Genomic DNA, 22,099 nt, shown 5'->3' on the forward strand with positions numbered 1-22,099 from the left:
CGCTACCAGCTCAACTCGCGGCTGTTCACCCGCCGGTCCCGGCCGGTGAACCTGATCAGAGTCGCGTCCTTCTGCAGCCTCGACCACATACGCGCGCCCAGCAGATCCTTGATGACCGACGACTCCACGTTCGTCGTGATCACCTGCCGAGCGCCCGCGCGCTCCAGCCGGGCACCGAGAAGCGTGCTCAGCTCCTTGCGGACGAACTCGGTGGGCGACGTGTCCATCTCCGCGCCGAGGTCATCGATCATCAGCAGCTCGGCGTCCTCGGCCCGCTTGCGGACCTGCCACGCCTTTTCCGGTGACCCGTCCGGCCGCAGCGCCTGGAGGTACGCGTCGACCTCCCAGCCACGCACCAGCAGCGGTCGCCGCTTCACGGACCCGTCCCGGCCGGTCGTCATCGCGCCCCACCGAGCGGCCTGACCGCACGTGGCGTATGCCGCCATCGTCTTCCCGTTGCCGGTCGGACCGGCCAGGATCAGCGTCCGCTGGTTCGGGTCGTTCAGCCACCCCTGGATCTCCCCGGCGTGCTGATCCGCCTCAAGCACGGCCAGACCGTTCACGCAGACCGCCCGTTCGTCGGGCAGCAGATCCAGCAGTGCGTTCTTCCGGTTCTCCACCCGCAGCTCCTCGATCGTGCGGGCCGCGTCCTCGCGCTGCTCCACGTCCACCGTTGGCCGGACGTACACCGTGCGGGTCGTCCCGTCGCCGTTGTCCACGGTCAGCTCGCCGGCCAAGGCCTGCGCCCGGCCGTGCTCCACGCCCTCCTGAAACGCGCGGCGCACCACCTCCGCCATCCGGCCGCGCGGCGTCAGCAAGCCCGGCATCAGGTGCCGGGCGTGGGTGCCCGCTCCGCCTCGGATCGGCTGCCCGGTCTCCGGGTCCAGCGCCTTCTCCTCGTTCACCACGCCGCCCCTTCGGTCTGCACCGGAGCGCTCGGATTGACCGTCGGGGTGGCCCCGACCCCCACGAGATCCCGTTCGGTGCCCTCAGCGCCGTCCTGGCGGCCCCAATGGGCGTTCACGTCGCGGCCGAAGCCCCGATCACCGGGCCGCATTTGGCGGGTCTGCGCCGCGCCGGGCTTCCAGTCCTTCGCCGGGCGCCAACCGTTCTGGCGGACCTGCACCAGCCCGGCCTCGAAACGGTCCGGGGTCGGCACCGACCGGTCGGCCCACATCAGCGCACGCTTTACGTCCGTCTCGCTGTACCCGGCCTTCAAGGCTGGCAGCAGCATGTTGCGCAGCACGACGATCGGGTCGCCTGTGCCCCGCCACACCAGCGGGCAGCCGAACGACTCACGCTTCGCCAGCCACTCCCGGCCGGTGCCAGTCGCCAAGTCGTTGAGGGCCTTCGCCTTCGCCTGCTCCGTCTCAGCCGGGTCGGGCAGATCCTCCGACAGGGGCGGCTGCTCGGCAGTCGTCGAGGACTTCGGCGAAGCCTTGCCGCGCCGTACCTGCGAAGCAGGTACGGAACCCGGGTTAGTAGTTAGAGGGTCAATAACAGGGTTGGGGGACTCTGAGACCCCCCGCTGTGAACTTGCAGTCCCCCCGTCGCGGTCCACGAGTCCCCCCGTGTCCGAATTGATGGGGTGACTTGAAGTCCCCTCGTCCCTATTCGCGAGGGGACTCGCAGTCTCCCCGTCGTTCTGCCTGCGCGGCTTCGGCTTCCCGACATCCGCGCGACGCTTCGGAGCCTCGGCCGGCGGCAGATCGGGCCGGTCCTCCGGGCGCAAGGCGTCCATCTGCTTGCCCAGGCGCTCCTTGTTGACGTTCTCCACGTTCGGGAACCAGGAGTACGGGATCATCAAGTCGCGGACCTTCGGGCGGCGGTCCGAGCGGATGTGCTGCACGAGTCGCTGGTCGCCCAGAGCGATCAGGCCGCGCTCCTCCATGTCGGCCAAGCGGCGGCGAACCGTGCGAGGCGAAAGCAGAGCGCGCTCGGCGATCGTGTCCTCGGACAGCCAGCAGCCGCAGCCCGAGCCGTCGACCTCGTCGCCCATGATCACGAGGATGGCGCGTTCCTCGACGTTGGCGGCCGGGGCGTCCTTCGCGCCCCACATCATCCCGGCGAGGCTCATGCGGCCACCGCCGCGGTGCGGTCGCTATCGATGCGGAGAATGCCTGAGGTCTTGATGCTGGTGGTGCTCATCGGGTGGGTCGGCTCCCTCTAAGGTGCGCAACCCCCGGTGCGGTGCATGTTGTGACCATGAAGGGATAGGACACGCGTTGTCCTATCCGCTAGCATGGGCATGCCCTCGCACTCTGGGGTAACAACTGAATGCATGGGAAGCAGTGCTTGACAGCTCGTCAGCCTGCGAAAAGTCGGTAGACACTCACTCTGTTTGTCACGCAACGCGATCTAGGTCGGCTCCCACTGACCCCTTGATCGCCCGGCTCACCTCCTGTTCTCTTCGGTTGTTGCTCGCGCACTTGCCTCCGCGCATGGGTGTTACGAGATGGCACACCGGGCCCCGCTTGTCGAGAGCGGGGCCCGGACTTTCTCCGGCCTTTGGGAACGCTCCCTGGACCGGATCAGTCCGTAGGTCAGCGATCGTAATGCCTTGATCGCTTCCAGTTGAGCTCACACGGCGCTCGCGCGACCGTTCAAACGTCAAGTACAGAGGCCGATCGGTTGTTCGGTCCCTTGCAGTAAGCGTGCAAATTCGCTACAACGTCAGCCCTGCCCGGCGGCTTTTGGCCGGTTCCTGGTGCCTCGCTCCTTTCCCGGGGGCAGCTTGAGCACGGGCTCGTACCAGGCGTCCAGCCACTTGAGCTGGCGGCAGGCGCGCATGGCCTTGCCCACCGGCCAGGTCGGTGACCATCCGTCCTTGATCGGTTCAGGCAGCGCACCGGTCAGCTTGGTGCGCAGGAACTCCATCTCGGCGAAGAACGGCGAGCCCTCGCGCCGCTTGTCCATCTTGAGCAGCTCGGCCGCGACCGCTTCCGCTTCGGCGTCCCGGCCGGCGCGGGCCAGCGCGATCCGCTGTTCGACGAGCCGGTCGTAGTCCTCCTCGTCGATCGGGGAGATGTCACGCAGCCGGTCCCGCCAGATCCCGGAGAGCATGTTCAGCTTCTTGACGGTGGCGTACTGGCGCTGCGAGATGACGTGCAGCCCCGCCATGGTGATCCGCCGGTCGTCGCTGAGGTAGCGCTGTTCGCGCTCGGCGGCGGTCTCGCGGCGGCTGGGGTCCTCGACGATGAACCACTGGTCGGCCTGCCGGCGGCTGGGGTCGCGTTCGATCAGCCGGACAGGTCGCGGGGTCGGGTTGAACTCGGCCGGTGGCGGTAGCGCTACGGCGAGCCTCGGGGCCATCGGCGGCCTCTCTTCGCAGGTCGGGGGCTTGATTCGTGTGGCAGGTGCCGGGTGTTGATCACCCGTCGCTCCGCAACGCTACTCCACCTTTGGAAAGGCATGCAACTTGTTGGGGGCGGTTCGCGTGTCGGGTGTTCGGCCATGCTCACACACCCAGGTCGTCAGGGTCATGCGCTGCCAGGGCAGCCACGGCCGCCACAACGTTCGGCGGGGCCGTGCCGGTGAACATGGCGCGCCAGTCGACCTCCCCGCACTGGCAGCCCGGCTCGTGACCGTCGCCGGGCGCCTGGTGCTCGGACAGCGGCCGCCGCCGGATCACCACGGCGACCACGGCCAGGTCGCCGCGCAGCAGCACCGACACCGACCCGGCGCCCTTGACCGCGCCCATCAGCACCGCCGGCGTCACCTTCGGCAGCTCGCCGGGGTCGCGCCGCTGCGTACGCCATCCAGCCGCGGCCAGCTGCTGCTCGAGCTGGGTGATCCATTCGTTGGTCACGGCCAGGACCATCGCGACCTTGGTCCGCGCGTCAACGTCCCTCATCGGTTCCTCTCCTCGCAGATGCCAAGCGGCGCCCGGGCCAGCTGGTGGCCGATCGGGCGCCGCAGTCCAGCAGTTCAGGCGACCCGCGCCTCGAGCTGCTCGGTTGTCACATGGTTGAGGCCGTCCGGCCCGGCGAGCTCCTTGCGCAGCGCGACCAGCCGCTCCCACCGCTCGGTGGGCACGAACCGGTAGCCCGAGACGGGTGCGTCGCAGTTCCACACCCAGCCGCCGGCGGCGCGCTGCGCCTTGTCGATCGCGGACAGGACCTTGCTGATCTCGTGGGTCTTCCACCAGAACGTCCCGGTCGGGCTCGGCCCCTTGTCGCGCCAGGCGGTGAGCGCCTCCCAGGCCAGCCAGGGAGTGTCATCCGCCCACACGTCGCCGCCGCGTTCGACCATCGACAGGTCGCTCATCGCGCGGCGCAGCGTCTCCGCTGCGGGGGTCAGCTGCCCGGTCAGGTCGTCGATGCTGATCGGCGTGGACTGCTCGGCCACGTCGATCATGTTCAGCTGGCGGGCGCTGACCCACCGATTCGTCGTTCCGTGCTCGGTGGGGATTGCCGGCAGCCTGAGCGCGGTGACGCCCGCACGGAAGGTGCCTTCCACGTGGCGGGCGTCGGCGCCGCGCATGCCGGGCACGACGAGGCGCTCCCCGTTGGCGAACCACAGCGTCACCGTCGAGCGGCGCTGCTCGAGGCGAGGGACGACCACGGTGGCCCCCCACACGTCGGTCTCGACGACGTCCCATCCCGCGACGGCGACGTCGGTGGTGGTGTACTGCTCGGCCGCGCGCTCGACGGCGTGCTCCAGGTGCCGGAACGCCAGCTGGGGCGCGTCCTTGTCGGCCGGGCGGCCGCGCTCACTGTTCGGCTCGTAGGGCAGCTTGTTCTCGTCCAGCTCGACGCCGGCGGCGAGGAACTCGTGCACGTACCAGCCGTAGGTCGCGGCGGGCGGCTCGGCCGGCTCGAACGCGTACTGGAAGGTGAGCAGCTCGTTGGGGATGCGCCCGTATCGCAGGGCGAGTCCGGGCTGCAGGTCGGTGGCAGGGAGGGTTTGGGTCATGCCAACCAAGCTATACCCCCTGCCCTTTGGTATGCAACTAGTCGGTGGTTACCCTGGTCAGATGGCAGGGCAAAGCAATGGGGGCCCGGCCACCCGGCCGGACCCCCATGCGATCGGAACGCGCGCTTACCTGTCCAAGCCCTCCAGCAGCGCGGCCGCCACCACACGCCGGGCGTCCGCGTCGAGCCGCTGCGCCAAATTGGCACCCACCTCCACCGGGGTCTTGCCCAAGCGCGCGACCGCCCGGTCGATCGGACTGGGCCGCTGGGCGCGCTGCGCAGGGACGGGCGGCACCTTAGGCGTCTCCCCCGGCTCGGCCGGCTCCGCGGCCGCCGCGGTCAGCTTGCCTCGCAGCCGCAGCACCTCCTGCAGGTATTCGATCTGCTCCTTCTCCGCCTTGCTGTGCAGAGACCCGCGCAGCTCGCGGATCGGCAGCCGATGCTGGCGGATCAGTTCCTGCGCCTCGGGCGACAGCTTCAGCAAGTTCAGGCGGTGCGCCACCCATGGCTGATCGTGGCCCAGCTCGCGCGCGGCCGCCGACTGGTTCCGGCCGCACGCCTCGAACACCTCGGCGACCGACTCGGCCTCCTCGATGAGGTCCAAGTCCTGGCGCTTGAGGTTCTCGACCGCGGTCGCGGCCTTCCACCGCTCAGGCGAGTCGGCGAACTCGTCCTTCACCCGCACGTCCAGGTCGATGCCCTTGACGATCGCGGCGGCTCGCCGGCGGCCGCCAGCGAGCTGCACGTACTGCGCATCGCCGATCGTCTCCTCGAGCTCGGGGAAGATCCGCAGGAACGCCGCCCGCGTCGCGATGGTCGACGCCTGGATCTGCCCGGTCGCCATCGAGTCGCCCAGCTCGCGGATGTCCTTCGACCCCGGGTCGATGCGCCGCTTGTTGAACGGGTTCGGCGCGATCAGGTGAGGCGAGATCGACGTCGGGTGCTCTGGCGCCGCACTCCCCCGCTGCGCCGGCCGCTCGTCCGGCTCGTCGATGCTGAACCGCCGCGACAGGGCGTTCGTCGCCACGGACGTGTTCGGCGGCGGCAGCGTCTTGCTCATGCGGGCACCTCCGCGAAGTAGTCGTCCACCCGCTTCGCCAGCGCCACGTACGCCACCGACGAGTCCGCCTTCGGCTCGTGCTCGATGACCGGCAGCTTCAACCGCCACGCCTCGCGGATCGCGGTGCGGTCACCGATCTCCCCCACCACGTCGACCTCCTCCATCGCCAGGTAAGCGTCACGGGTCGACGTGGCGATCAGGCCGCGGCGCTTGTCGTAGAGGTTGATGACCAGGCCGATGATGTCCACGGCCAGCTCCATCTCCTCCTCCATGGTGCGGATCTGCGTGAACAGCAGCCGCAGCGCGTTGAGCGACGAATCCTCCGCCTGCACCGGGATGAGCAGGCCACCAGTACGCGCCGTCTCCCCCTTGCGCCGGCTGATCGCCACGAGACCGTTGTCCGTGAGGGCGCCCAGCTCGGGCGGGCAGTCGATCAGGCAGTAGTCGTACGCGTCGTCCAAGGCGTCGAGCAGCCGACGCAGCCGGTGCTCGCGGTTGCGAACCTTCCCGCCGTACAAGTCGGGCTCGAGCAACACCATGTCGAGGTTGGTCGGGATCACGTGCAGATTCGGCCGGTACTCGACGATCAGCTCGCCCAGCTCCCCCGACCACTCGCCGATCAACGCGCGCTTCAACGTCGCCGGCTCGACCGCGTTCGGCAAACCGAGAGCGTCGGTCAGGTGGCCCTGCGGGTCGAAGTCGACCAGCAGCACCCGGCGGCCCGACGCGGCCAGTGCGGCGCCGACGTTAAGCGTCGTCGCCGTTTTCCCGACCCCGCCCTTCTGATTCGCGACAGCAATACGCCTCATGCAAATTCCGATCCTGATGATGTGTGTGGGAACTGCTGCGCACCATATCGGTCGCGCACGCCCACGATCACGCCCGCCGCGCTGCGATTCCTCCATTCGCACAGTGCGACTCGCGACGGGTAATCATGTCCGCGGACATACTTCGGGCCGACGACACGACCCGGGGTATGTCCGCGGACATAGCTGACCGACCCGGGGAGTCTCGACCGTAAGGCTCGGAGACCGGCGAGTCGGAGACCCGGAGACCCGGCCGGGACCGCGGCCGCTGGGTCAGTAGCGGGTCTCGACGGCTGGGTCTCGGGTGGTGTCGAGTCTCGGACGTCGCGCACGACGGAGACCGGTCGGGTCTCCGGAGCCCGGGCGGCACCCGAGACCGAGACCCGCGTTCGGAGACCGCGGAGACCCGTACGTCGGGTCTCGGCGGCACGCGGCGAGACCGACGCGGGGACCGCGACGGAGACCAGCGCCGGGGGAGACCGACCGTGGACCGTCCGCCGAGACCCGACTACCGGCCCTCTGGACCCGGCAAGCTGCGGGTCTCGCGGACCGACTCGTAGCCGTCCCGCAGTGCGCCGTACCGCCGCACCATGGCGGCCAGCTCGGTTCCGGCCGGCAGCTGCACCGGACCGTCCGGGCGCAGCCACCACAGCACTTGGCAGACGGCCGCCGCGAACGTCGCGGAGGGGTTCTGGGCGATGTGCTGGTCGCTGGCGTCGAGCGCCTCGTTGACCTGGTCGTGGAGCCGCACTGGGACGTGGCGCAGCAGTTCGTCACGCTCGTCAGCAAACAGCTCTGCGGCCCTCCGCAGTGCCGCGTGGTTAGCCTCGAGCCAGGCCGTGCGCCGGGCGGCCCTGGAGGAGGGCGCGACCGCCAGCTCGCTCTCGTATAGTTCGCGCAGCTCAGCGGCTTGGCGGGGGAGGTCGGTGCGGCGTCCGGGACGCCGGTTGTCCCGCCATCGTTCGATCGTTGAGCGCCGCCACCGTGGTCGGCGCCGGTTCTTCGGGGTGTCCGAGTCTGGGTCGTCCGGCGCTGGAACGCGGCGGGGCTTGCCTTCGGCCACGCGCTTCTCGTCGCGCCATGCGTAGGCCCGCCAGGTAGAAGGCTTTCGGCCGAGCAGCTCGGCGACCTGGTCGATGTAGAGCAGGGGATCGTCGTCGTCAGGGGTGCCCATGACGCGACCTTACAACTCCAGTGTTGCGCGGGGATCAGCATCCCAGTGCACCTAAGAACGGTGACGCTGCGTTGATCTATCCATCTATCCATCCCTACCCCCACCGGTACGCGGGGAGGGGGGGTCTACGTGCCCGGAAACGACTCAACCCCCGCCGTGGCGGGGGTTGAGATACGTGATGGATAGATGGATAGATCCACGCAGAGTTACCGGCTGCGGGGGAGCGCGGTCAGGTCGCCGCCGGCGGCTGATCCGGGGGGATGAGGTGCGCGAGCTCGGCCGGTACGCGGCTGCGCTGGCCCTTGTCGATCAGCATCCTCACCACGGCCGCGGGATCGACGTAGCGGTGCGAGTCGGGGCGGTGCGGGAAGCGGCGGCCGCCCTCGATGACGCCGTCGTCGATCCAGGAGTGAAGGGTGCGCACCGAGATGCCGAGCAGCTCGGCGGCCGGCTCGAGGCGCATGGTGCCGTCCGGGTGGAGCATCGGCAGGGGGCCTCGTCGTCTTGGCCCTGGCGGTGGCCCGCCCTCGTCCCTCTGCACGTCGAGCCCCCCTCGGCGAAATGCGGTTGTGGACACGCAGTCTCCCAGACGTTCTCCGCGGGGAGAGTCCGGTGCTGGACAGTCTCCCGGAGACCGGCTTGATCTTGGTGGATGAGTCTCGGTCTCGGCGAGTCTCGGTGCTTTGACCTGCGGGTCTCCACCCGAGTCTCCATGTAACCTGCAAAACCTGCAAAACCTGTGGCATGATGATCGCATGCCCGAGACCGAGACCCACTCCGTCGAGACTCCGGAGACTTCCGTCGAGTCTCCGAAGACCGTCTCCGAGACCCTGGCCGCGATCGCCGAGACCCTGACCGAGACCGACCGCGCGGCCGAGACCGTCGAGACCCGCGCGGCCTCCCGTCCGGTCTCGGGTCTGCGGTCTCCGGTCTCCGAGACCGAGACCCGCCGACCCGCCCCGCGCCGCACGATCCGAAAGGTCGTCGTGCACAAGCACACCGGTATTCGCCGTCCGGCCCGGCCGCTTTTCTCGCGGACACCGAAAACGGCGGATGTGAAGAAGCAGGAGAACGGCGAGCAGGTGATGCCGCTATCCGTCCGGCTGCTCGGCGGATTCGGCCTCACGATCCTGAGCGGACTGGTCGCTGTGATGGCGTCGGTCGGCCAGGTGCTTTTCGCCAAGGCGCAGGGCGCGGTGGAAATGCTGTGGCTGCTCGGCCACGACATCACCCCGTACTTCGCGCCTGCCCTGTTCGACCTGTCCGTCGCCGTGCTGCTGGCCCGGGGTCTTCGCGCGGCCTACAAGAACCGGTCGCCGTGGCCGTACTGGATCGCCGGGTTCGGCGTCGGCGGCTACTCGATGTTCACCAACACCCAGCACGAGGGTGCGCTGCTGTTCGCCGGGGCCAGCGGCATCCTGATGCTGATCTGGTTCCTGAACCTGTACGGCGACTACGTCGACCTGGAGATCGCCGCCGAGCGGCGCGCTGCGGCCCGGCCGAAGCTGATCCTGTCGGACCTGATGCTGTCGGCGCCGCGCACGGCGATCCGGGCGCAGATCATCGTGTCCCGCAAGGACCTGCCGCGGCGGGTCGCCGAGCTGGCCGCCGAGGGCAAGCCCACCAGCGAGCGGGCTCTGGCGATCAAGATGGCGGACCTGTGGCTGACGCTGTTCGATGACCGGCTGATGGCCGAGCTCGCGGTGGCCGGCCGCAAGAACGGGGCGCGGAAGCAGGCCAGGCGCAAGGCGAAGCTGACCGCGTGGCGTGAGGTCGACCGGCGGCTGGGGGAGGAGCTGGTCGATCTGACCGGCATCGAGATCGGCGAGGTCACCTACGCCGCGCCGAAGCCGCAGCCCGCCCCGGTCGTCGTCGAGCCGCAGCCGCAGGCCGAGAAGCCGAAGGAGCGCCCGGCCAACGCCCCGGTGTCGCCCGCCGCTGGCAAGTCCGAGCTGCCCATGGACGGGCTGCCCGTCATCACCGACCCGGCGCTGCGGGCCGAGGCCGACAAGGACCTCAAGTACCTGGTCCGGATCATCACCCACCCAGACTTCGACAAGGGCCGCTGGCACTCCCGCAAGGACGACTTCAGCAAGGCCGACATCGAGACCGCGACCGGCATCGTCGGCAGCGGCACCCAGTACCGGCTCATGGTGCTGGTCAACAAACTCCGCGACCTTCCGCTGCACGACAAAACCGCCGCCGCTTGAAGGGAGGCACCCGGATGACCGCCCAGCCCCACACCACCAGCTCCGACACCGGCGCCGCCGGGGACACCCCGAAGAAGACCACCGAGGCTGCACCGAAGCAGCCCGAACACACGCCGGCCCAGGACACCGACATCGACCTGCCGCTGGGCGTCGGCGACGACGAGCAGCCGATCATCCAGACCGGCGGCGTCACCAAGGACCAGGGCGAGCCGAAGCAGGACAAGGTCCCGGCCGCCCGCAAGGAACGCCTCGTGCCGGCCGCGCCGCTGCTGACCATCGGCGGAGGCTCGTTCGCCACGCTCGTGCCGATGATCGCGCAGGCGGCCACCCCGTCGCAGATGCTGTGGCTTGGTGGTGGCGCGGCCGCCGCGACCGCGCTCGGCGTCGGCGCGAAGGTGTCCCGGGGCAAGAACGGCCGCGCCGGTCGCCGCGGCGGCGGGCGCAGCGCCGCGTTCGGCAGCGGCGGTGTCGGCGGCGGCCGCCGCGGCGGGCTGCTCGGTGCGCTGAGCTCGCTCGGCGGCGGCGTCGGCCCTCGCGCGACCAAGGGAGCAGCCGGGGGAGTGGGCCGGAAGACCTCGGCCGCTGGCGCGGTCGGCTCGCCCGGTTCCCGCGCCGGACGCAAGGGTGCCGGTCTGCTCACCGGCAAGGGCGCCGGCCTGCTCACCGGCAAGGGCCGCGGCACCGGGGTGGGCAAGACCGGCGGCAAGGGACTGTTCGGCGCGGGCAGCCCGCAGGCCAGCGGCGCGACCAGCCGTGCCGGTAAGACCGGCAAGCACCGTGCTGGCCGCGGCGCGCCCGGCGCTACCCGCCGCGCGGCCAGCACGGTCGGCCGGGCCTTGGCCGCGCCGTTGCGGGCCGGAAGCTACGGGCTGGACGGCGCGAAAGGGGCGTCCAGTGCCGCCGAGGCCGTCCGCCGGGCCCGCAAGAAGCACCGCAAGGACGCGCAGAAGGGCCGCACCCGCAGCCCGTGGCGGGGCTGGGGCGCAGCCCTGGCCGGTCTCGGCGCGTACGGGATCCGCCGCGCCGGCCGCGGACTCATCCGGCTGTGGAAGTGGACCCCGCCCGAGCCGCCCAGCAACGACCCGCCCAAGCAGCGGGTCGCGAACACCATCCGTCAGGACCCGAACGCGCCCCAGCCGCGCAAGGACACCCAGTCGACCAGCAAGCCGATCAGCGTCCCGAAAACGCCGATCCAGCCAATCAGTGCCCCCCAGCCCACCAGCAACGGAGCAAAGACCATGTCAACCGGACGCCGCCGCCGCGGTAACAGCGCGATCCTCACCCACATGCACGCGGCGCTCGCTGAGGCCAAGCGCCGCGCCAATGCCGGGGCACGCCCGGGAATGCTCGAAGTCGTCGACGACGCTCACGACCTGGCCGAGGCCGTCGACATCATGGCCGAGATCCTGCGGATCGAGAGCATCGCATACCAGCGGATGCCGTTCCACCGCGCTGTGCTGGCCACCATGGCGAACGCGACCTCGTCGGTGGGCAACGCTGCGAACGTCATGAAGACGGTCAACAGCACCGCCGAGCAGATCCACAGGGAGCAGCTGGACAAGCTGCGCAACCCGCAGCACGCCAACGAGCAGATGTGGGACCAGTCGGCCAACGGCGGCGTGAACGGAGGTGCCTGAGATGGCTGGCCGCCCCCTGCAGCTGGACACCTCGGCCAAGCACGGGCCGTGGTCGGCGGCGATCGCCGCGACGGTCGCCGCCCTGGCCGCGACCTCCATCACTGACGCGCTCGAGTCGCCGGTCTGGTACGTGCCGGTCGCCGCGAACATCGTCGGCTTGGTCGCCTTCTGCATGGCCCTGGCGAAGGACTACTCCAAGGGCGCGGCGGTGTGGCGGCTGCTGTGCTGGATGGCCGCCGGCGGCTGGTCGATGTGGGTGCGCACGCACGAGCAGGAGCTGCCGTTCGGCACGCACAAGCAGGTGTGGTGGGCGAACGCCGAGAACTGGTACCTGGGCGTCGTCCTGGTCGTCCTCGGCGGCATCACCGCCGGGACGATGGCGTTCCGTCAGGTACGGGCCGCCGACCGGGCCGCCGCCGAGGCGCGCCGGATCGCGCAGGAGGCGATGGCCGGCAACGTCAACGACGAGAAGGCGCGGCAGTTCCGCATCGCGCTGGCCGCGACCCAAGGGATCGGCAGCTACGTCGAGGTGCACGACCCGCAGACGGGTAAGCCGGTCATCGACCCCCTGACCGGAGCGAAGCGCAAGGTGCTCGTCGGCGGCGCGAAGATCCACGGTCTGGTGCCGTGGCCCGAGCAGAACGGCCGCTCGCACGGTTTCACCATCGACGGTGACCTGCCCCCGGGTAAGACGTACGAGGACATCTCGAACCTCAAGAGCTTGGCCAGCTGGCTCGGCCTGCCTAAGGGCTGCGGCGTCGAAGTCGACGAGGGCAACACCGGCCGCAACTCGTTCATCGCCAAGGTGCAGACCCACGACGCGTTCGTGCACAACTACCCGTTCCCGTGGGAGCTGGTGAAGCCGCACAGCATGAAGGACCCGATGCCGCTGGGCGTCAAGACCGACGGCACGATCGCCGCGATCAACGTGCACCGCTACGGCACCGTGCTGGCCGGCGAGCCGGACTCCGGGAAGACCGGCGCCGAGAACGAGATGGGCGTGTTCGTGGCGACCGCAGTGGACGGCATGCTGATCGACTTCGACCTGTCGATGGGCATGTCCCGGCCGTACGTCGAGCCGTGGTTCCGGGCGCAGATGTCCGGTGACCCGGAGCGCATGGCCGCGGTCCCGGCACCCGCGATCGGCATCACCTGCCCGAACAAGGCGATCTCGTGGTTCGTCAGTGAGTGCCTGATCGATGCTGTCGGTGCGCGTAAGAGTGGCCACGCCCGATTCATGAGCAACATGATGCTCAAGCTGGGCCGCGGTCCGGCCGAGGGCGGCGTGATCGAGTTGTACGCCCGCGTCGACGAGGGCGGCGCGTACGGCGATGGCAGCCTGCTCGGCAACCTGACCCGGCAAAACCTCGGGCAGGTCTGGGGGCAGGGACGGCCCGCGCTGACACGTGGCCTGTTCGGCGGTCTGCGCGGCGTCGACGAGTTCATCCCCACGAACATCGCGTCGCTGTCGGAACACCGGATCATCCTGCGGCCGACCAAGGAACGGGAGGCTGGCCTGTTCCTCGGGTGGGGCGAGCTGCCCGACATCAAGCGAGCACAGCGACCCGGCATGTCGTACGTGAAGTCGGGCACCAACCCGCCCTACCTGCAGAAGTACTACATGATGGGCGACGGCACAGACGACTTCACCGTCGAGCAGCACGTCGCGCAGATCGCCGAGAAGTGCGCGCCGTGGCAACCCGAGCTCGACCAGATCACCAGGGACGTGTTCAACGCGCCCCGGGTGGTCGACGTGGACGAGGAGGCGATCAAGTTCTTCCGCGGCAAGCCTGGCGTCACGGACAACGAGGACGGCACGGTGACCGTCACCAATTTCTGGGAGAACCGGTGGGACATCGTCCTGCCGCTGATGTTCCCCGACGAGTACGAGAGCGGCCACGTGAAGCCGCAGCCGGTCCCGGCCGGCGCCGTGAACGCGACCGCCGCGAAGTCAACGATGAAGGGATCAGGTGGGATGAAGGAGCTGGGACGCGCCGCGCGTGCACTGGCCGACGATCAGGCCACGCTGGCGCAGAACCTCCAGGATCTGCAGGCGGCCGCTGACGAGGCGGAGCGCCGCCGCTTGGCCGGTGAGCCGCCCGAGTACGACGCCGCGGCGTGGGACCAGGAGGCCGACCGGCAGCGGGGCGGGCAGCAGGAAGAGGACGGTGCCCCGCTCGACGAGGCCGAGTTCCACGCCTGGCTCAACACGCTGCCGGTCGCCGCCGCGGAGCCGCACGTTCCGAACGTTGCCGCCGGCGAGAAGCGCGAGGTGAGCGAGGCGGCGCCGACGCCGAAGCGGCAGTCCCTGCTCATGCTGGCGATCATCGCGGAGGCGGGGGAGCGGGGCCTGCGGGTCAGCGAGATCCACGCCCAGTTCAACACGGTGATGGAGCGCCATCAGGGTGAGGTGTCGATCCAGACCATCGACAAGCGGCTGAAGCGGATGGCCGAGTCCGAGTGGGTGTTCCAGCCGTTCGGCCCGGGCCCGGGCGCGGACCCGAAGGGCCGGTGGGCGATCACCGAGCACGGCCGCGCGAAGCTGCGCGAGCAGGAGTAGCTCACGCACTGGGCCAGGTGCCGTTTAGCACTCTCCTACAAGTTCCATATCAAACGGCACTCGGGTAAGATCGGGGGCGTCAGCGGATCGGTCCGCTGACGCCCCCGAACCTGTTGGGAGCTGGTGACGGGGCCCCGCCGAAGGGCACGCGGAGAGGCACCGCGGCGCCCACCGGAGGCCAGCCATGCCTGAAACCACGAGCCGCGACCGACGGTGGCCGCCGCTTACCCGGGTCGCGGACGCCGTCGTTGACCACGTCGTCGCCGGGCAGACCGACCGGGTACGGACGGCACTGCACCAGCTCGGCCCCGCCCAGCTCGTCGGGCTGGTCCTCATCCTGGCCGAACGGGTGCACCCCTACCGGATGGCGCGTGCTCGTTACGCCGCCGCCACCCCCAAGTCGCCGGCCCCGGCCGACGACGGCCGCTGGCTGTGCGAGGCCCTCGGTATCGACCCTGCCCAGCTGAGGCAGAACACCGCCGCGTGACCGGCCACCGCGCCTTCTTCGAGCGCAGCTGCCGAATGGCCGTCCACAAGATCCGGTGGAATCCCGCGCCCGGCCATGAATCCATGCCCGAACGGATCACGCCGCCCCCGCCCGTGCCGGACATGATCATTCGCCCCTACTGCACCGACCACTCTGGAGAGTGATCACCATGAACGTCCGCCCCCTCGCTCTGGCCGCCGCCCTCGTCGCCGCCGCGTTCACCCTCGCCGGGTGCCCCGCCGACGCCGGGGACCACGGCCGGAAGCCCAAGGCGTCGCTCACCGACTGCGCGCCCGCCGGCACCGCCTCGTGCACCGTCGTGTCCAAGGAGTACGTGAAGGCGACCGGCGACTACGAGGTGTGCGTGAAGATGCCCGACGGGCAGGTCTGCGAGGCCGTGCCCGTCGACCTCTACAACGGCGCCCACGTCGGGAAGCCCTACACCGGGGCAGTCGGATGAGCGCCGCCGCCCCGGCGGTCACCACCGTCACCGTGCTCTACCGCACCACCCACGACCGCGGCGTGCACATCATCAACCGCGTCGCCGTGCCCGCCGCCCGCCGGATGCTCGACGCCTGGGCCCAAGGCACCGGCGAGCTGCAGATTCTCGCCGTACGAGGCGGCGTCACCCCGGAAGGCGTCGAGCGGCGCCCGGTCGTGGTGAAGGTGCCGTGGGCCGAGGTCACCTACCTCGACTTCGAGCCCACCCGCCCCGCCTGCGCCCGGGTCGGCTCGCACAACTGCGACGGCACCTGGCGCAACCACGACCGCGCCGACGACCAGCCGTTCGCCCCCGCCATCGGCGGTGCCCGATGACGGCCCCGACGCTCGCGGTCCCGCCCGCGTTCTGGTCACCCGAGCAGCCCGACGCGTGCAGATGCGACTACGCGCCCGTTCTCACCCCGCGCAAGGCCGGCGCCCCCCAGCTGGTGAAGGCGGGGGAGCCGGCCTACGAGATGGCGGAGAAGCGCAACCGCGACTACGGCTGCCTCGACGAGCGGATACGGCCACTCGCCCGGGACTTCTACCCGGTCGACTGGAACCGGGTCAACGACTCCCGCAACAACACCCCAGGCTGGCCGGACTGGGTCGCCTGGACCGAGCCGCTGCTCGAGCGCGGCCCGTGGGCTGACCGATTCCTGTTCATGGAGCTCAAGCGGATGGACCGCAGCCCCGAACCTGAGCAGGTCCGCGTCCTGACCAAGATGCTCAAGCTCGGCCACGCCGTCTACCTCGTCAGACCCTGCTGCCTGCTGTCGGGCCGCGTCGACCAGATCCTCGGCTGGTTCACCGGCCGCAAGCCCTGCTCGCCGTATTGGAAGACCCGCCGAACCGTGCAGACAATCGCCACCGATCCGGACCTGACCACCAGCGCGCCGATGTACTGGCCGCCGGACCCGGTGCCGCTGGCCAGGAAGAAACGCACCCGCGCTACCGCGGCGACCGCGCCCGCGGCCGCCGCGAAGAAGACCGGCCGCCTGGCGAAGAAGCCGGTCGAGCTGCCCGGCTGGGACGAGCCGGGCATCGAGCTGAGCCTGCTGCACGGCTACGTCGTGCCGATCCCGACCAGCGACGTGGCCGCCGACGCCGCGTACGCCGAGATCCGCGCCTGGCTCAACCGGGCCGGGTTCCCCACCGCGAGCATGACGGCGCCGCTGCGCATCATCGTCGGCCGCCTCTACCTCGCCGTGCTGTGCCCGACCGGCCTGGCCAGCGGCGGCAAGCCCGCGCCCCGGGTGTGGCGCTACGCCGCCCCTACCGAGCCGTTCCCGGCGGCCGCCGCGGCGCTGCTGTCCGCGACCGCGATCCCCGGATCCGGTGACGCCCTCGAGGAGGAAGTCGAACGATGGAACCCATGATCGACCCGGCCGAGATCGCGGCGCCCGCCAAGTACGAGCTGACCGACCAGGACCGCTCCATGCTCGACCTCGCCGCGGACTACCCCGACGAGGCGCAGCTGCTCAACGCCGTCCACGCCCTGCAGATGCCGGCCACCTGGTACTTCGCCAAGCTCCGCCAGCTCATCCGCACCGAGGCCGCGCTCGCCTACGACCCCGTCACCGTGCGCCGCCTCGACCGCACCATGACCGCCCACACCAAGGCGCGCCGCCCCTACTGGGAGTCCACCTGAATGGCCGTCCACCTGATCGCTGTCGCCCTCGGCGCCATCCTGCTCGGCGCGGTCGCCCTGGCCGCCGTCGCCCCGCTCAAGGACCGCCGCCGGCAGACCGGCGAGTTCGAGCACACCCGCACCTACCGCTCCCGAGCCGCGCGCCGAACCCGCAGCGGCCGCTGAGCACCCACCCCTGGCACGACCCAACTGAATAGCTGACCAAGGAGACCCTCTTGCGGTTCCGGACCCCCCTCACCGTCTCTGCCGTCTTCCTGACCCTCGGCCTGGCCGCCACCAGCTCGGCGTGCGCCGCCCCGGCCACGGCCAGCACCACCGCCGCCGGCGTCCTCGACGGCCCGCAGCGCGCACGGCAGTCCGTCACGATCACCCTGCTCGGCGACTCCACCGGCAACGAGAGCACCGAATGGTTCTACCGGCTGTCGGTGTGGCTGGCCGCGACCTGGCCCACCTACCGCACCGAGTACCGGCTGTTCAACGCCACCACCCAGGCGTACGGCCCGATCCACGTGCTGCGCCCCGGCAACGGCGGCCCCGTCCTGCGGATCTTCAACGGCAGCGTGCCGTCCAAGACCGCCGCGTACGCCCTCGACGCGACCCGCTTCGGCAAGCTGACCGGCCACGGCGGTGACCTGTTCCTGCTGTCGTACGGCCACAACGAGACCGGCTCCACCTACCCGTCGTTCGCCACGCTCGCGAACCGGCTCGCCAGCACCTACCAGGCGGGCATCATGCCGGTGCTGCAGAACCCGGAAGGCGCACCGTCCAAGACCCCCGCGCAGGTGAACGCGTACAAGGCCCGGCAGGCGGTGGTGCGCCGGCTCGCCACGGGCAAGCGGTGGCCACTGATCGACGCCGCCACCCCGATCGCCGCCGACAAGCGCGGCCTCAAGGCCCTCGTCCCCGACGGGGTGCACCCGAACGCCGCCGGCCAAGCCATGTGGCTGGCAGCCGCGAAGAAGCCGTTCATCCCCGCCCCGCGCAGCGTCAGCCGCGCGGCTCTCCTGACAGGAAACCGGTCATGACCTTCTACGTCGAGTACGAGCTGCGCTGCGACGGCGCCGCCGGCCCCTACGACTGCGAGCCTGCCATCTACGCCAACACGAAGGCCCGAGCCCTCGACGACGCCCGCCACTTCGGCTGGCTCATCAAGGGCAGCAAGCACTACTGCACCCGCCCCGAGCACCGAGAGAAGGCCGCCGTCAGCGTCGAGCCGAGCGGAGCCTGATCGTGTCATTCCAGATGGACATCTTCGGCGGCGAGACGCAGCTGCAGCAGCGGCCTGCCCCGCCGCGGCCGCGCCCCGTCCAGATCCGCGCCGAGCGGCCGGCCGAGTACGTCGAGACGGCCGACGGGTGGACGGTGGTCGTGTTCACCCTGATCCCGAAGATGGGGTGGGGGCACCTCGAGTTCCCGCACTACTGGGGCGGGCCGCCCGAGCAGCCGGTGTGGCGGTGCGCCCGACACGGCGAGGTCCCGCCCGGCACGTTCCTGTTCACCAGCCGCGAGCACGCCCGCGAGGTCGTCGCGCAGGCGTTCGGCCACGACCGCGACGTGTACCAGCACATGGGCCGCATCGAGATCCCCTCTGACGACAACCGGCGGCGGCGGCGGTGAGCAACGGCGAGCCGTACGGCGTCGAGTTCGAGCGGCCGTGCGCGAACGACCGAGACCACGCCGGCGGGGACTGGTGCCCCGGCACGCTGATGTTCCACCCGTACGCCAACCAGGCGGCATGCCCCGAGTGCGGGGCGTGGTGCGGCCGGTTCGCGCCGCCGGACCTGACCTGCCCGCGCGACGCCGAGTGGGCAGCAGCCCGCCGGTCGGCATAGTTGCCCGGACGGCTTTCGCCGCGCAGACCGGGTGACACGAGCTCGTACCGCCGGCGTTGGCCGGGCAACTATGCTGCCGTGCCCGGTCGGCATAGTTGCCCGGCCTTTTTCGTCGCCGCTGACGCGCCCGGCTGTGGATAAGTCGTCACACGGCGGTCGGCATAGTTGCCCGGAGCAGGGCAGATGTGAGCCAGACTCGCGGCAGTCGGCATGGTTGCCCGGACGCTGATCCGGACATTCGGCGTATACGGGCCGGATCGTGACCGCGCCGGTTATCCACAGTCGGCATGGTTGCCCGGACTGATCCACAAAACGGGTTCCGGTCGGCATAGTTGCCCGGACTGGTGCACGACACTCTGTGGATAACCCCCTTGAACAGGGGGTTCTGCGGTGGGTTATCCCAGCATGGTTGCCCGGACGAGTCGGCATAGTTGCCCGGCCCGGTCGGCATAGTTGCCCGGACGCCTGCCACGTTTCCGCAGGTCAAGACCGGTTTTTCGACGCCCCTTGTAGTTCGGCTGTATAGGAAAATCCTATAGACGTCGGCGGGCCGGTCCTGTGCACAACCGCGCCGCAGGCCGACACGCCGGAAGCGACAGAAGTTGATCCCGCCCCCTCCGACACGCCATGCTCGTCGCCATGCCGAAGCCGCCCAGCGAACTCGAGTTGGTCGAAGCGGTCGCCGCCATGGACGAACGCCTCAACCCGCTGATCGGCTACATGCCGTTCGAGTTCGTGCAGTGCGCGTTCCCGCAGAGGAAACCCCTCGACGACGCGACCCGCAAGGTGTTCCTGCGCCGCAACAACGGCCTGTCGCTGAAGATGGTGGCCGGCACGAACGAGGACAACACCAACATCGGTGTGCCGTACGGCCCCAAGACCCGCCTCGCGCTCGCCGCCTGGTGCCGGGGCATCAAGCTGCACGGCAAGTTCGTCAGCATGGGCCCGTCGATGGCGCAGTGGCTCACCGAGGACCTGGGCTTCACGTCGGCCACCGGCGGCAAGAACGGCAACAAACCCGCCGTCGGTGAGCAGGTCCGCCGCCTCATCCACGCCAACATCGAGGTCATCCCGCACACTGACAAGCTGCGTCACCGCGGCGGCGGCCTGCGCATCATCGAAGACTGGGACGTGTGGTGGGACACCCGCCGCCCCAACCCGACCACCAAACGCCCCACCCAGCACTCGTTCGTGGTGTTCACCGACCGGTTCGTACGGCTGGTCAAGGACGCCACCCCGGTGCACATGGAGACGATGGTGCGCCTCGGCCAGAGCGCGCTGGCCCAGGACATCTACTCCTTCCTCGCCGCCAAGCTGCCGAACCTCGAGGCGCCGTTCAAGCTCAACTGGATCCAAGCGGCCATCCAGTTCGGCAACGGTCCGATGCCCGAAGACCCCGCCGAGCAGTCCGGCTTCATCAGCGAGACCAAGCGCAACATCCTCACCCAGCTGCCCAAAGTGATGCGCGAATACCACGAGGCCAACGTGTCCCTCGCCGACGACGACAGCGGCCTGTGGCTCAAGCGCTCACCCGCGCACGTCCCGCAGCGCGGCGCGTGGGAACTCACCCGCGACCGGCGCCGCAAAACCGTCGAGCAGCGCCGCATGGAGGCCGCGGCCGCCGACCGGCTCGCCGCCGGCGTCACCGGGCGCCGCGCCAAGCAGAAGCAGAAGGGCCAGCTCGCCCTGTTCGGCTGACCAGCGCATCCGGGCAACTATGCCGACCGCGGCGACGGCCCCCGAACACGAGAACGGCGCCGGATCCCGCCCCCCATTCTTGGAGGGATCCGACGCCGTCCGATGTTCTGCCCGGCTGTGACGTGCCGGCGCCGCCACGCCTTCACGTCTCGGCTGGGCACCCCCCGCACAGCCGGGTAGCTCATCAGGTGCTCGGCCCGGCAGGGCAACCCCTCGCCGGAGGGAGGTCCGTGCCGCCGTGGATAGGGCTAGAACGTCCCTTGCCCAGCCGCGCCGAGCACCTGAGATCAATATGCCCCATGACCTGCGCCGCCGACTGGCCCACCCGTGATCGACTGTCCGGCTGAGAAACACCCTGCACTTTGGACTACGAGTCGCGCCGGCTCACCTGATCCAGCAGCTTCCGCAACGCCAACGTCTCGTGCAGGCTGGCCTCGCCGCTGACCGACAGCCGGTGCAGCACGCTCATCAGCGCCTGCGCCGCGGTGTGCAGTTCCCCGCCGTCGAGCATGATCACGCCTGGCTGGCCGTCCAGCTTCGCCCGCAGCGCTTCCACCTGCTGCAGGTAGTCCGTCTGCGCGGTGGTGCGCTCGGCCAGGGGGATCGCGTCGATCCGGTCGGTCTCGAGGTCGAACGCCGCCTGCAGCAGGTCAGCGTCGGTGCGATGCAGCCGCAGCCGGCGCGGCGGGTTCGTGCCTTCGGCCATGCCCTCATCATCCTGGCTGCAGCACCTGGCCGCTGCCGATCGCGTCCCACGTTCCTGGTGCGCCGCGGTCCTACCCTGATGCCGTGATCTTCGCAGCCGCCGTCCCCAAGGTCGACGTCATCACCGACCGCTTCGACTGGTGGAACGCCGGCGTCGGCACCGCCGGCGTCCTCATCGCGATCGCCGCCATCACCATCGCCATCCGCGCCGACAAGAAAGCCGACCGGATCCTCGCCGAGGAACGCCGCCGCGTCTTCGAGCTGGAGGTTTTGCGCGAGCTCGCCAAGGAGGTCGACGAGGGCAAGCTGGACACGGCCGCAGAGCACCCAAGCTTGATCGGCGAATACCGGCTACGCCTGCGGCTCCTGTCTAACCCGCCGCAGTTCTGGATCGATTGCCTAGACAAAGACACCGTCGCGATGATGGACCTGCTCGGCCGCCCGGAATATCGGGGCCTTGCGGACGCCTTCCGGAGCCTTGAGGCTCGCAGGGAAACCGTCCGCAGGCTGGCCAAGTACCACAGGCGGGAGAACGCCTTCTCACCTGACGAGCTGCTGGAGCTTGTTGTCGACGTCGAGACTGACCTCTACCCTGCGGACGAGCTGCCTCCCCCGGAAGGTCTCCCCAGGGCGACAAGGATCACCAAGGCGCACGACCACACCACCAGGACGCTCCGAGAGCTCGACTCGAAGATGAAGGGCATGCAGTGGGACGCGAACCGGGAACTCGTCCCCAGGTTGGCTGAGGACCTCGAGAAGTCGATCAAGCAGCTCATCGACCCGCCGCCGCGCCGCAGGCCGCCGTTCTGGCTGCTCGCGCCGTGGAAGTGGTCACGGACGTGGCGTGCGGCCGCCGCGTGGCTGCGGGACGGCCGCGCCTAGCCGT

At 70.0% G+C, this 22,099-nt stretch carries 25 protein-coding genes; 15 read left to right on the top strand and 10 right to left on the bottom strand.

Going from position 1 to position 22,099, the window contains the following annotated elements; genetic code table 11:
- Positions 1–2: 2 nt before the first annotated feature.
- The 9 genes from ACSNN8_RS00385 to ACSNN8_RS00425 all read right to left on the bottom strand — a co-directional run bounded on the left by ACSNN8_RS00385 (position 3) and on the right by ACSNN8_RS00425 (position 8,437).
- Complete coding sequence (locus ACSNN8_RS00385; RefSeq protein WP_436646056.1) at positions 3–905, bottom strand: hypothetical protein; 903 nt, start codon at positions 903–905, stop codon at positions 3–5.
- A complete protein-coding gene (locus ACSNN8_RS00390) occupies positions 902–2,077 on the bottom strand; it encodes a hypothetical protein (protein ID WP_436646058.1) in 1,176 nt (391 codons plus the stop codon). Before ACSNN8_RS00390 ends, ACSNN8_RS00385 begins: the two co-directional genes overlap by 4 nt.
- Positions 2,078–2,673: 596 nt before the next feature.
- Positions 2,674–3,312: a hypothetical protein gene (locus ACSNN8_RS00395; protein ID WP_436646059.1), complete on the bottom strand. Its 639-nt coding sequence runs from the start codon at positions 3,310–3,312 to the stop codon at positions 2,674–2,676.
- A 145-nt stretch (positions 3,313–3,457) separates the two neighbouring features.
- The gene (locus ACSNN8_RS00400) at positions 3,458–3,853 is read right to left on the bottom strand and encodes a hypothetical protein (RefSeq protein WP_436646060.1); all 396 of its coding nucleotides are present in this window, start codon (positions 3,851–3,853) and stop codon (positions 3,458–3,460) included.
- 74 nt (positions 3,854–3,927) lie between these two features.
- Complete coding sequence (locus tag ACSNN8_RS00405) at positions 3,928–4,914, bottom strand: hypothetical protein (RefSeq protein WP_436646061.1); 987 nt, start codon at positions 4,912–4,914, stop codon at positions 3,928–3,930.
- A 126-nt stretch (positions 4,915–5,040) separates the two neighbouring features.
- A complete protein-coding gene (locus ACSNN8_RS00410) occupies positions 5,041–5,973 on the bottom strand; it encodes a ParB/RepB/Spo0J family partition protein (protein WP_436646062.1) in 933 nt (310 codons plus the stop codon).
- Positions 5,970–6,782, bottom strand: a complete 813-nt coding sequence (locus ACSNN8_RS00415; protein ID WP_436646064.1) for a ParA family protein — start codon at positions 6,780–6,782, stop codon at positions 5,970–5,972. The genes ACSNN8_RS00410 and ACSNN8_RS00415 overlap by 4 nt, the downstream gene beginning before the upstream one ends.
- Positions 6,783–7,287: 505 nt before the next feature.
- On the bottom strand, positions 7,288–7,953 hold the full coding sequence (locus tag ACSNN8_RS00420) for a hypothetical protein (RefSeq protein ID WP_436646066.1): 666 nt from the start codon (positions 7,951–7,953) through the stop codon (positions 7,288–7,290).
- Between the two features lie 229 nt (positions 7,954–8,182).
- Positions 8,183–8,437: a helix-turn-helix domain-containing protein gene (locus ACSNN8_RS00425; protein ID WP_436646068.1), complete on the bottom strand. Its 255-nt coding sequence runs from the start codon at positions 8,435–8,437 to the stop codon at positions 8,183–8,185.
- Between the two features lie 271 nt (positions 8,438–8,708).
- On the opposite strand from ACSNN8_RS00425, the gene ACSNN8_RS00430 reads away from it, so the two are divergent.
- The 14 genes from ACSNN8_RS00430 (at position 8,709) to ACSNN8_RS00495 (ending at position 20,508) form a co-directional block, all read left to right on the top strand.
- Positions 8,709–10,163 carry a hypothetical protein gene (locus ACSNN8_RS00430; RefSeq protein WP_436646070.1) on the top strand — a complete coding sequence of 485 codons (1,455 nt, stop codon included), beginning with the start codon at positions 8,709–8,711 and terminating at the stop codon, positions 10,161–10,163.
- Between the two features lie 14 nt (positions 10,164–10,177).
- Positions 10,178–11,800, top strand: a complete 1,623-nt coding sequence (locus ACSNN8_RS00435; protein ID WP_436646072.1) for a hypothetical protein — start codon at positions 10,178–10,180, stop codon at positions 11,798–11,800.
- A 1-nt stretch (position 11,801) separates the two neighbouring features.
- Positions 11,802–14,360 (top strand): hypothetical protein, encoded by a 2,559-nt coding sequence (locus ACSNN8_RS00440; RefSeq protein ID WP_436646074.1) that lies wholly within the window; start codon positions 11,802–11,804, stop codon positions 14,358–14,360.
- 184 nt (positions 14,361–14,544) lie between these two features.
- Positions 14,545–14,847: a hypothetical protein gene (locus ACSNN8_RS00445; protein ID WP_436646075.1), complete on the top strand. Its 303-nt coding sequence runs from the start codon at positions 14,545–14,547 to the stop codon at positions 14,845–14,847.
- A gap of 169 nt (positions 14,848–15,016) precedes the next feature.
- Positions 15,017–15,307, top strand: a complete 291-nt coding sequence (locus ACSNN8_RS00450) for a hypothetical protein (RefSeq protein WP_436646077.1) — start codon at positions 15,017–15,019, stop codon at positions 15,305–15,307.
- Positions 15,304–15,663, top strand: coding sequence for a hypothetical protein (locus tag ACSNN8_RS00455; RefSeq protein ID WP_436646078.1), 360 nt, complete (start codon positions 15,304–15,306; stop codon positions 15,661–15,663). Before ACSNN8_RS00450 ends, ACSNN8_RS00455 begins: the two co-directional genes overlap by 4 nt.
- Positions 15,660–16,706: a hypothetical protein gene (locus tag ACSNN8_RS00460; protein WP_436646079.1), complete on the top strand. Its 1,047-nt coding sequence runs from the start codon at positions 15,660–15,662 to the stop codon at positions 16,704–16,706. The genes ACSNN8_RS00455 and ACSNN8_RS00460 overlap by 4 nt, the downstream gene beginning before the upstream one ends.
- Entirely contained in the window at positions 16,694–16,978 is a 285-nt protein-coding gene (locus tag ACSNN8_RS00465; RefSeq protein WP_436646080.1) for a DUF3263 domain-containing protein, read from the top strand. The genes ACSNN8_RS00460 and ACSNN8_RS00465 overlap by 13 nt, the downstream gene beginning before the upstream one ends.
- Positions 16,979–17,143, top strand: a complete 165-nt coding sequence (locus ACSNN8_RS00470) for a hypothetical protein (protein ID WP_436646082.1) — start codon at positions 16,979–16,981, stop codon at positions 17,141–17,143.
- 50 nt (positions 17,144–17,193) lie between these two features.
- Positions 17,194–18,003: an SGNH/GDSL hydrolase family protein gene (locus tag ACSNN8_RS00475; RefSeq protein ID WP_436646084.1), complete on the top strand. Its 810-nt coding sequence runs from the start codon at positions 17,194–17,196 to the stop codon at positions 18,001–18,003.
- A complete protein-coding gene (locus ACSNN8_RS00480) occupies positions 18,000–18,206 on the top strand; it encodes a hypothetical protein (RefSeq protein WP_436646086.1) in 207 nt (68 codons plus the stop codon). Before ACSNN8_RS00475 ends, ACSNN8_RS00480 begins: the two co-directional genes overlap by 4 nt.
- 2 nt (positions 18,207–18,208) lie before the next feature.
- Complete coding sequence (locus ACSNN8_RS00485) at positions 18,209–18,595, top strand: hypothetical protein (RefSeq protein WP_436646088.1); 387 nt, start codon at positions 18,209–18,211, stop codon at positions 18,593–18,595.
- Entirely contained in the window at positions 18,592–18,810 is a 219-nt protein-coding gene (locus ACSNN8_RS00490) for a hypothetical protein (protein ID WP_436646089.1), read from the top strand. The genes ACSNN8_RS00485 and ACSNN8_RS00490 overlap by 4 nt, the downstream gene beginning before the upstream one ends.
- Before the next feature lie 639 nt (positions 18,811–19,449).
- Positions 19,450–20,508: a replication protein RepA gene (locus ACSNN8_RS00495; RefSeq protein WP_436646090.1), complete on the top strand. Its 1,059-nt coding sequence runs from the start codon at positions 19,450–19,452 to the stop codon at positions 20,506–20,508.
- A 367-nt stretch (positions 20,509–20,875) separates the two neighbouring features.
- Here ACSNN8_RS00495 and ACSNN8_RS00500 read toward each other — a convergent pair whose 3' ends face one another.
- The gene (locus ACSNN8_RS00500; RefSeq protein WP_436646092.1) at positions 20,876–21,214 is read right to left on the bottom strand and encodes a hypothetical protein; all 339 of its coding nucleotides are present in this window, start codon (positions 21,212–21,214) and stop codon (positions 20,876–20,878) included.
- 83 nt (positions 21,215–21,297) lie between these two features.
- Here ACSNN8_RS00500 and ACSNN8_RS00505 point away from each other — a divergent pair, with 83 nt between their 5' ends.
- A complete protein-coding gene (locus ACSNN8_RS00505; protein WP_436646093.1) occupies positions 21,298–22,095 on the top strand; it encodes a hypothetical protein in 798 nt (265 codons plus the stop codon).
- Positions 22,096–22,099 lie beyond the last annotated feature (4 nt).

The organism is Actinoplanes sp. URMC 104, assembly GCF_051386375.1.
Taxonomy (GTDB): Bacteria; Actinomycetota; Actinomycetes; order Mycobacteriales; family Micromonosporaceae; genus Actinoplanes.

What these genes read in the sequence shown, in the direction of transcription:
- ACSNN8_RS00390 (WP_436646058.1), bottom strand. Translation starts at nt 2,077, where the DNA reads ATGAGCCTCGCCGGGATGATGTGGGGCGCGAAGGACGCCCCGGCCGCC.
- ACSNN8_RS00395 (WP_436646059.1), bottom strand. Translation starts at nt 3,312, where the DNA reads ATGGCCCCGAGGCTCGCCGTAGCGCTACCGCCACCGGCCGAGTTCAAC.
- ACSNN8_RS00400 (WP_436646060.1), bottom strand. Translation starts at nt 3,853, where the DNA reads ATGAGGGACGTTGACGCGCGGACCAAGGTCGCGATGGTCCTGGCCGTG.
- ACSNN8_RS00405 (WP_436646061.1), bottom strand. Translation starts at nt 4,914, where the DNA reads ATGACCCAAACCCTCCCTGCCACCGACCTGCAGCCCGGACTCGCCCTG.
- ACSNN8_RS00410 (WP_436646062.1), bottom strand. Translation starts at nt 5,973, where the DNA reads ATGAGCAAGACGCTGCCGCCGCCGAACACGTCCGTGGCGACGAACGCC.
- ACSNN8_RS00415 (WP_436646064.1), bottom strand. Translation starts at nt 6,782, where the DNA reads ATGAGGCGTATTGCTGTCGCGAATCAGAAGGGCGGGGTCGGGAAAACG.
- ACSNN8_RS00420 (WP_436646066.1), bottom strand. Translation starts at nt 7,953, where the DNA reads ATGGGCACCCCTGACGACGACGATCCCCTGCTCTACATCGACCAGGTC.
- ACSNN8_RS00425 (WP_436646068.1), bottom strand. Translation starts at nt 8,437, where the DNA reads ATGCTCCACCCGGACGGCACCATGCGCCTCGAGCCGGCCGCCGAGCTG.
- ACSNN8_RS00430 (WP_436646070.1), top strand. Translation starts at nt 8,709, where the DNA reads ATGCCCGAGACCGAGACCCACTCCGTCGAGACTCCGGAGACTTCCGTC.
- ACSNN8_RS00435 (WP_436646072.1), top strand. Translation starts at nt 10,178, where the DNA reads ATGACCGCCCAGCCCCACACCACCAGCTCCGACACCGGCGCCGCCGGG.
- ACSNN8_RS00440 (WP_436646074.1), top strand. Translation starts at nt 11,802, where the DNA reads ATGGCTGGCCGCCCCCTGCAGCTGGACACCTCGGCCAAGCACGGGCCG.
- ACSNN8_RS00445 (WP_436646075.1), top strand. Translation starts at nt 14,545, where the DNA reads ATGCCTGAAACCACGAGCCGCGACCGACGGTGGCCGCCGCTTACCCGG.
- ACSNN8_RS00450 (WP_436646077.1), top strand. Translation starts at nt 15,017, where the DNA reads ATGAACGTCCGCCCCCTCGCTCTGGCCGCCGCCCTCGTCGCCGCCGCG.
- ACSNN8_RS00455 (WP_436646078.1), top strand. Translation starts at nt 15,304, where the DNA reads ATGAGCGCCGCCGCCCCGGCGGTCACCACCGTCACCGTGCTCTACCGC.
- ACSNN8_RS00460 (WP_436646079.1), top strand. Translation starts at nt 15,660, where the DNA reads ATGACGGCCCCGACGCTCGCGGTCCCGCCCGCGTTCTGGTCACCCGAG.
- ACSNN8_RS00465 (WP_436646080.1), top strand. Translation starts at nt 16,694, where the DNA reads ATGGAACCCATGATCGACCCGGCCGAGATCGCGGCGCCCGCCAAGTAC.
- ACSNN8_RS00470 (WP_436646082.1), top strand. Translation starts at nt 16,979, where the DNA reads ATGGCCGTCCACCTGATCGCTGTCGCCCTCGGCGCCATCCTGCTCGGC.
- ACSNN8_RS00480 (WP_436646086.1), top strand. Translation starts at nt 18,000, where the DNA reads ATGACCTTCTACGTCGAGTACGAGCTGCGCTGCGACGGCGCCGCCGGC.
- ACSNN8_RS00495 (WP_436646090.1), top strand. Translation starts at nt 19,450, where the DNA reads ATGCCGAAGCCGCCCAGCGAACTCGAGTTGGTCGAAGCGGTCGCCGCC.
- ACSNN8_RS00500 (WP_436646092.1), bottom strand. Translation starts at nt 21,214, where the DNA reads ATGGCCGAAGGCACGAACCCGCCGCGCCGGCTGCGGCTGCATCGCACC.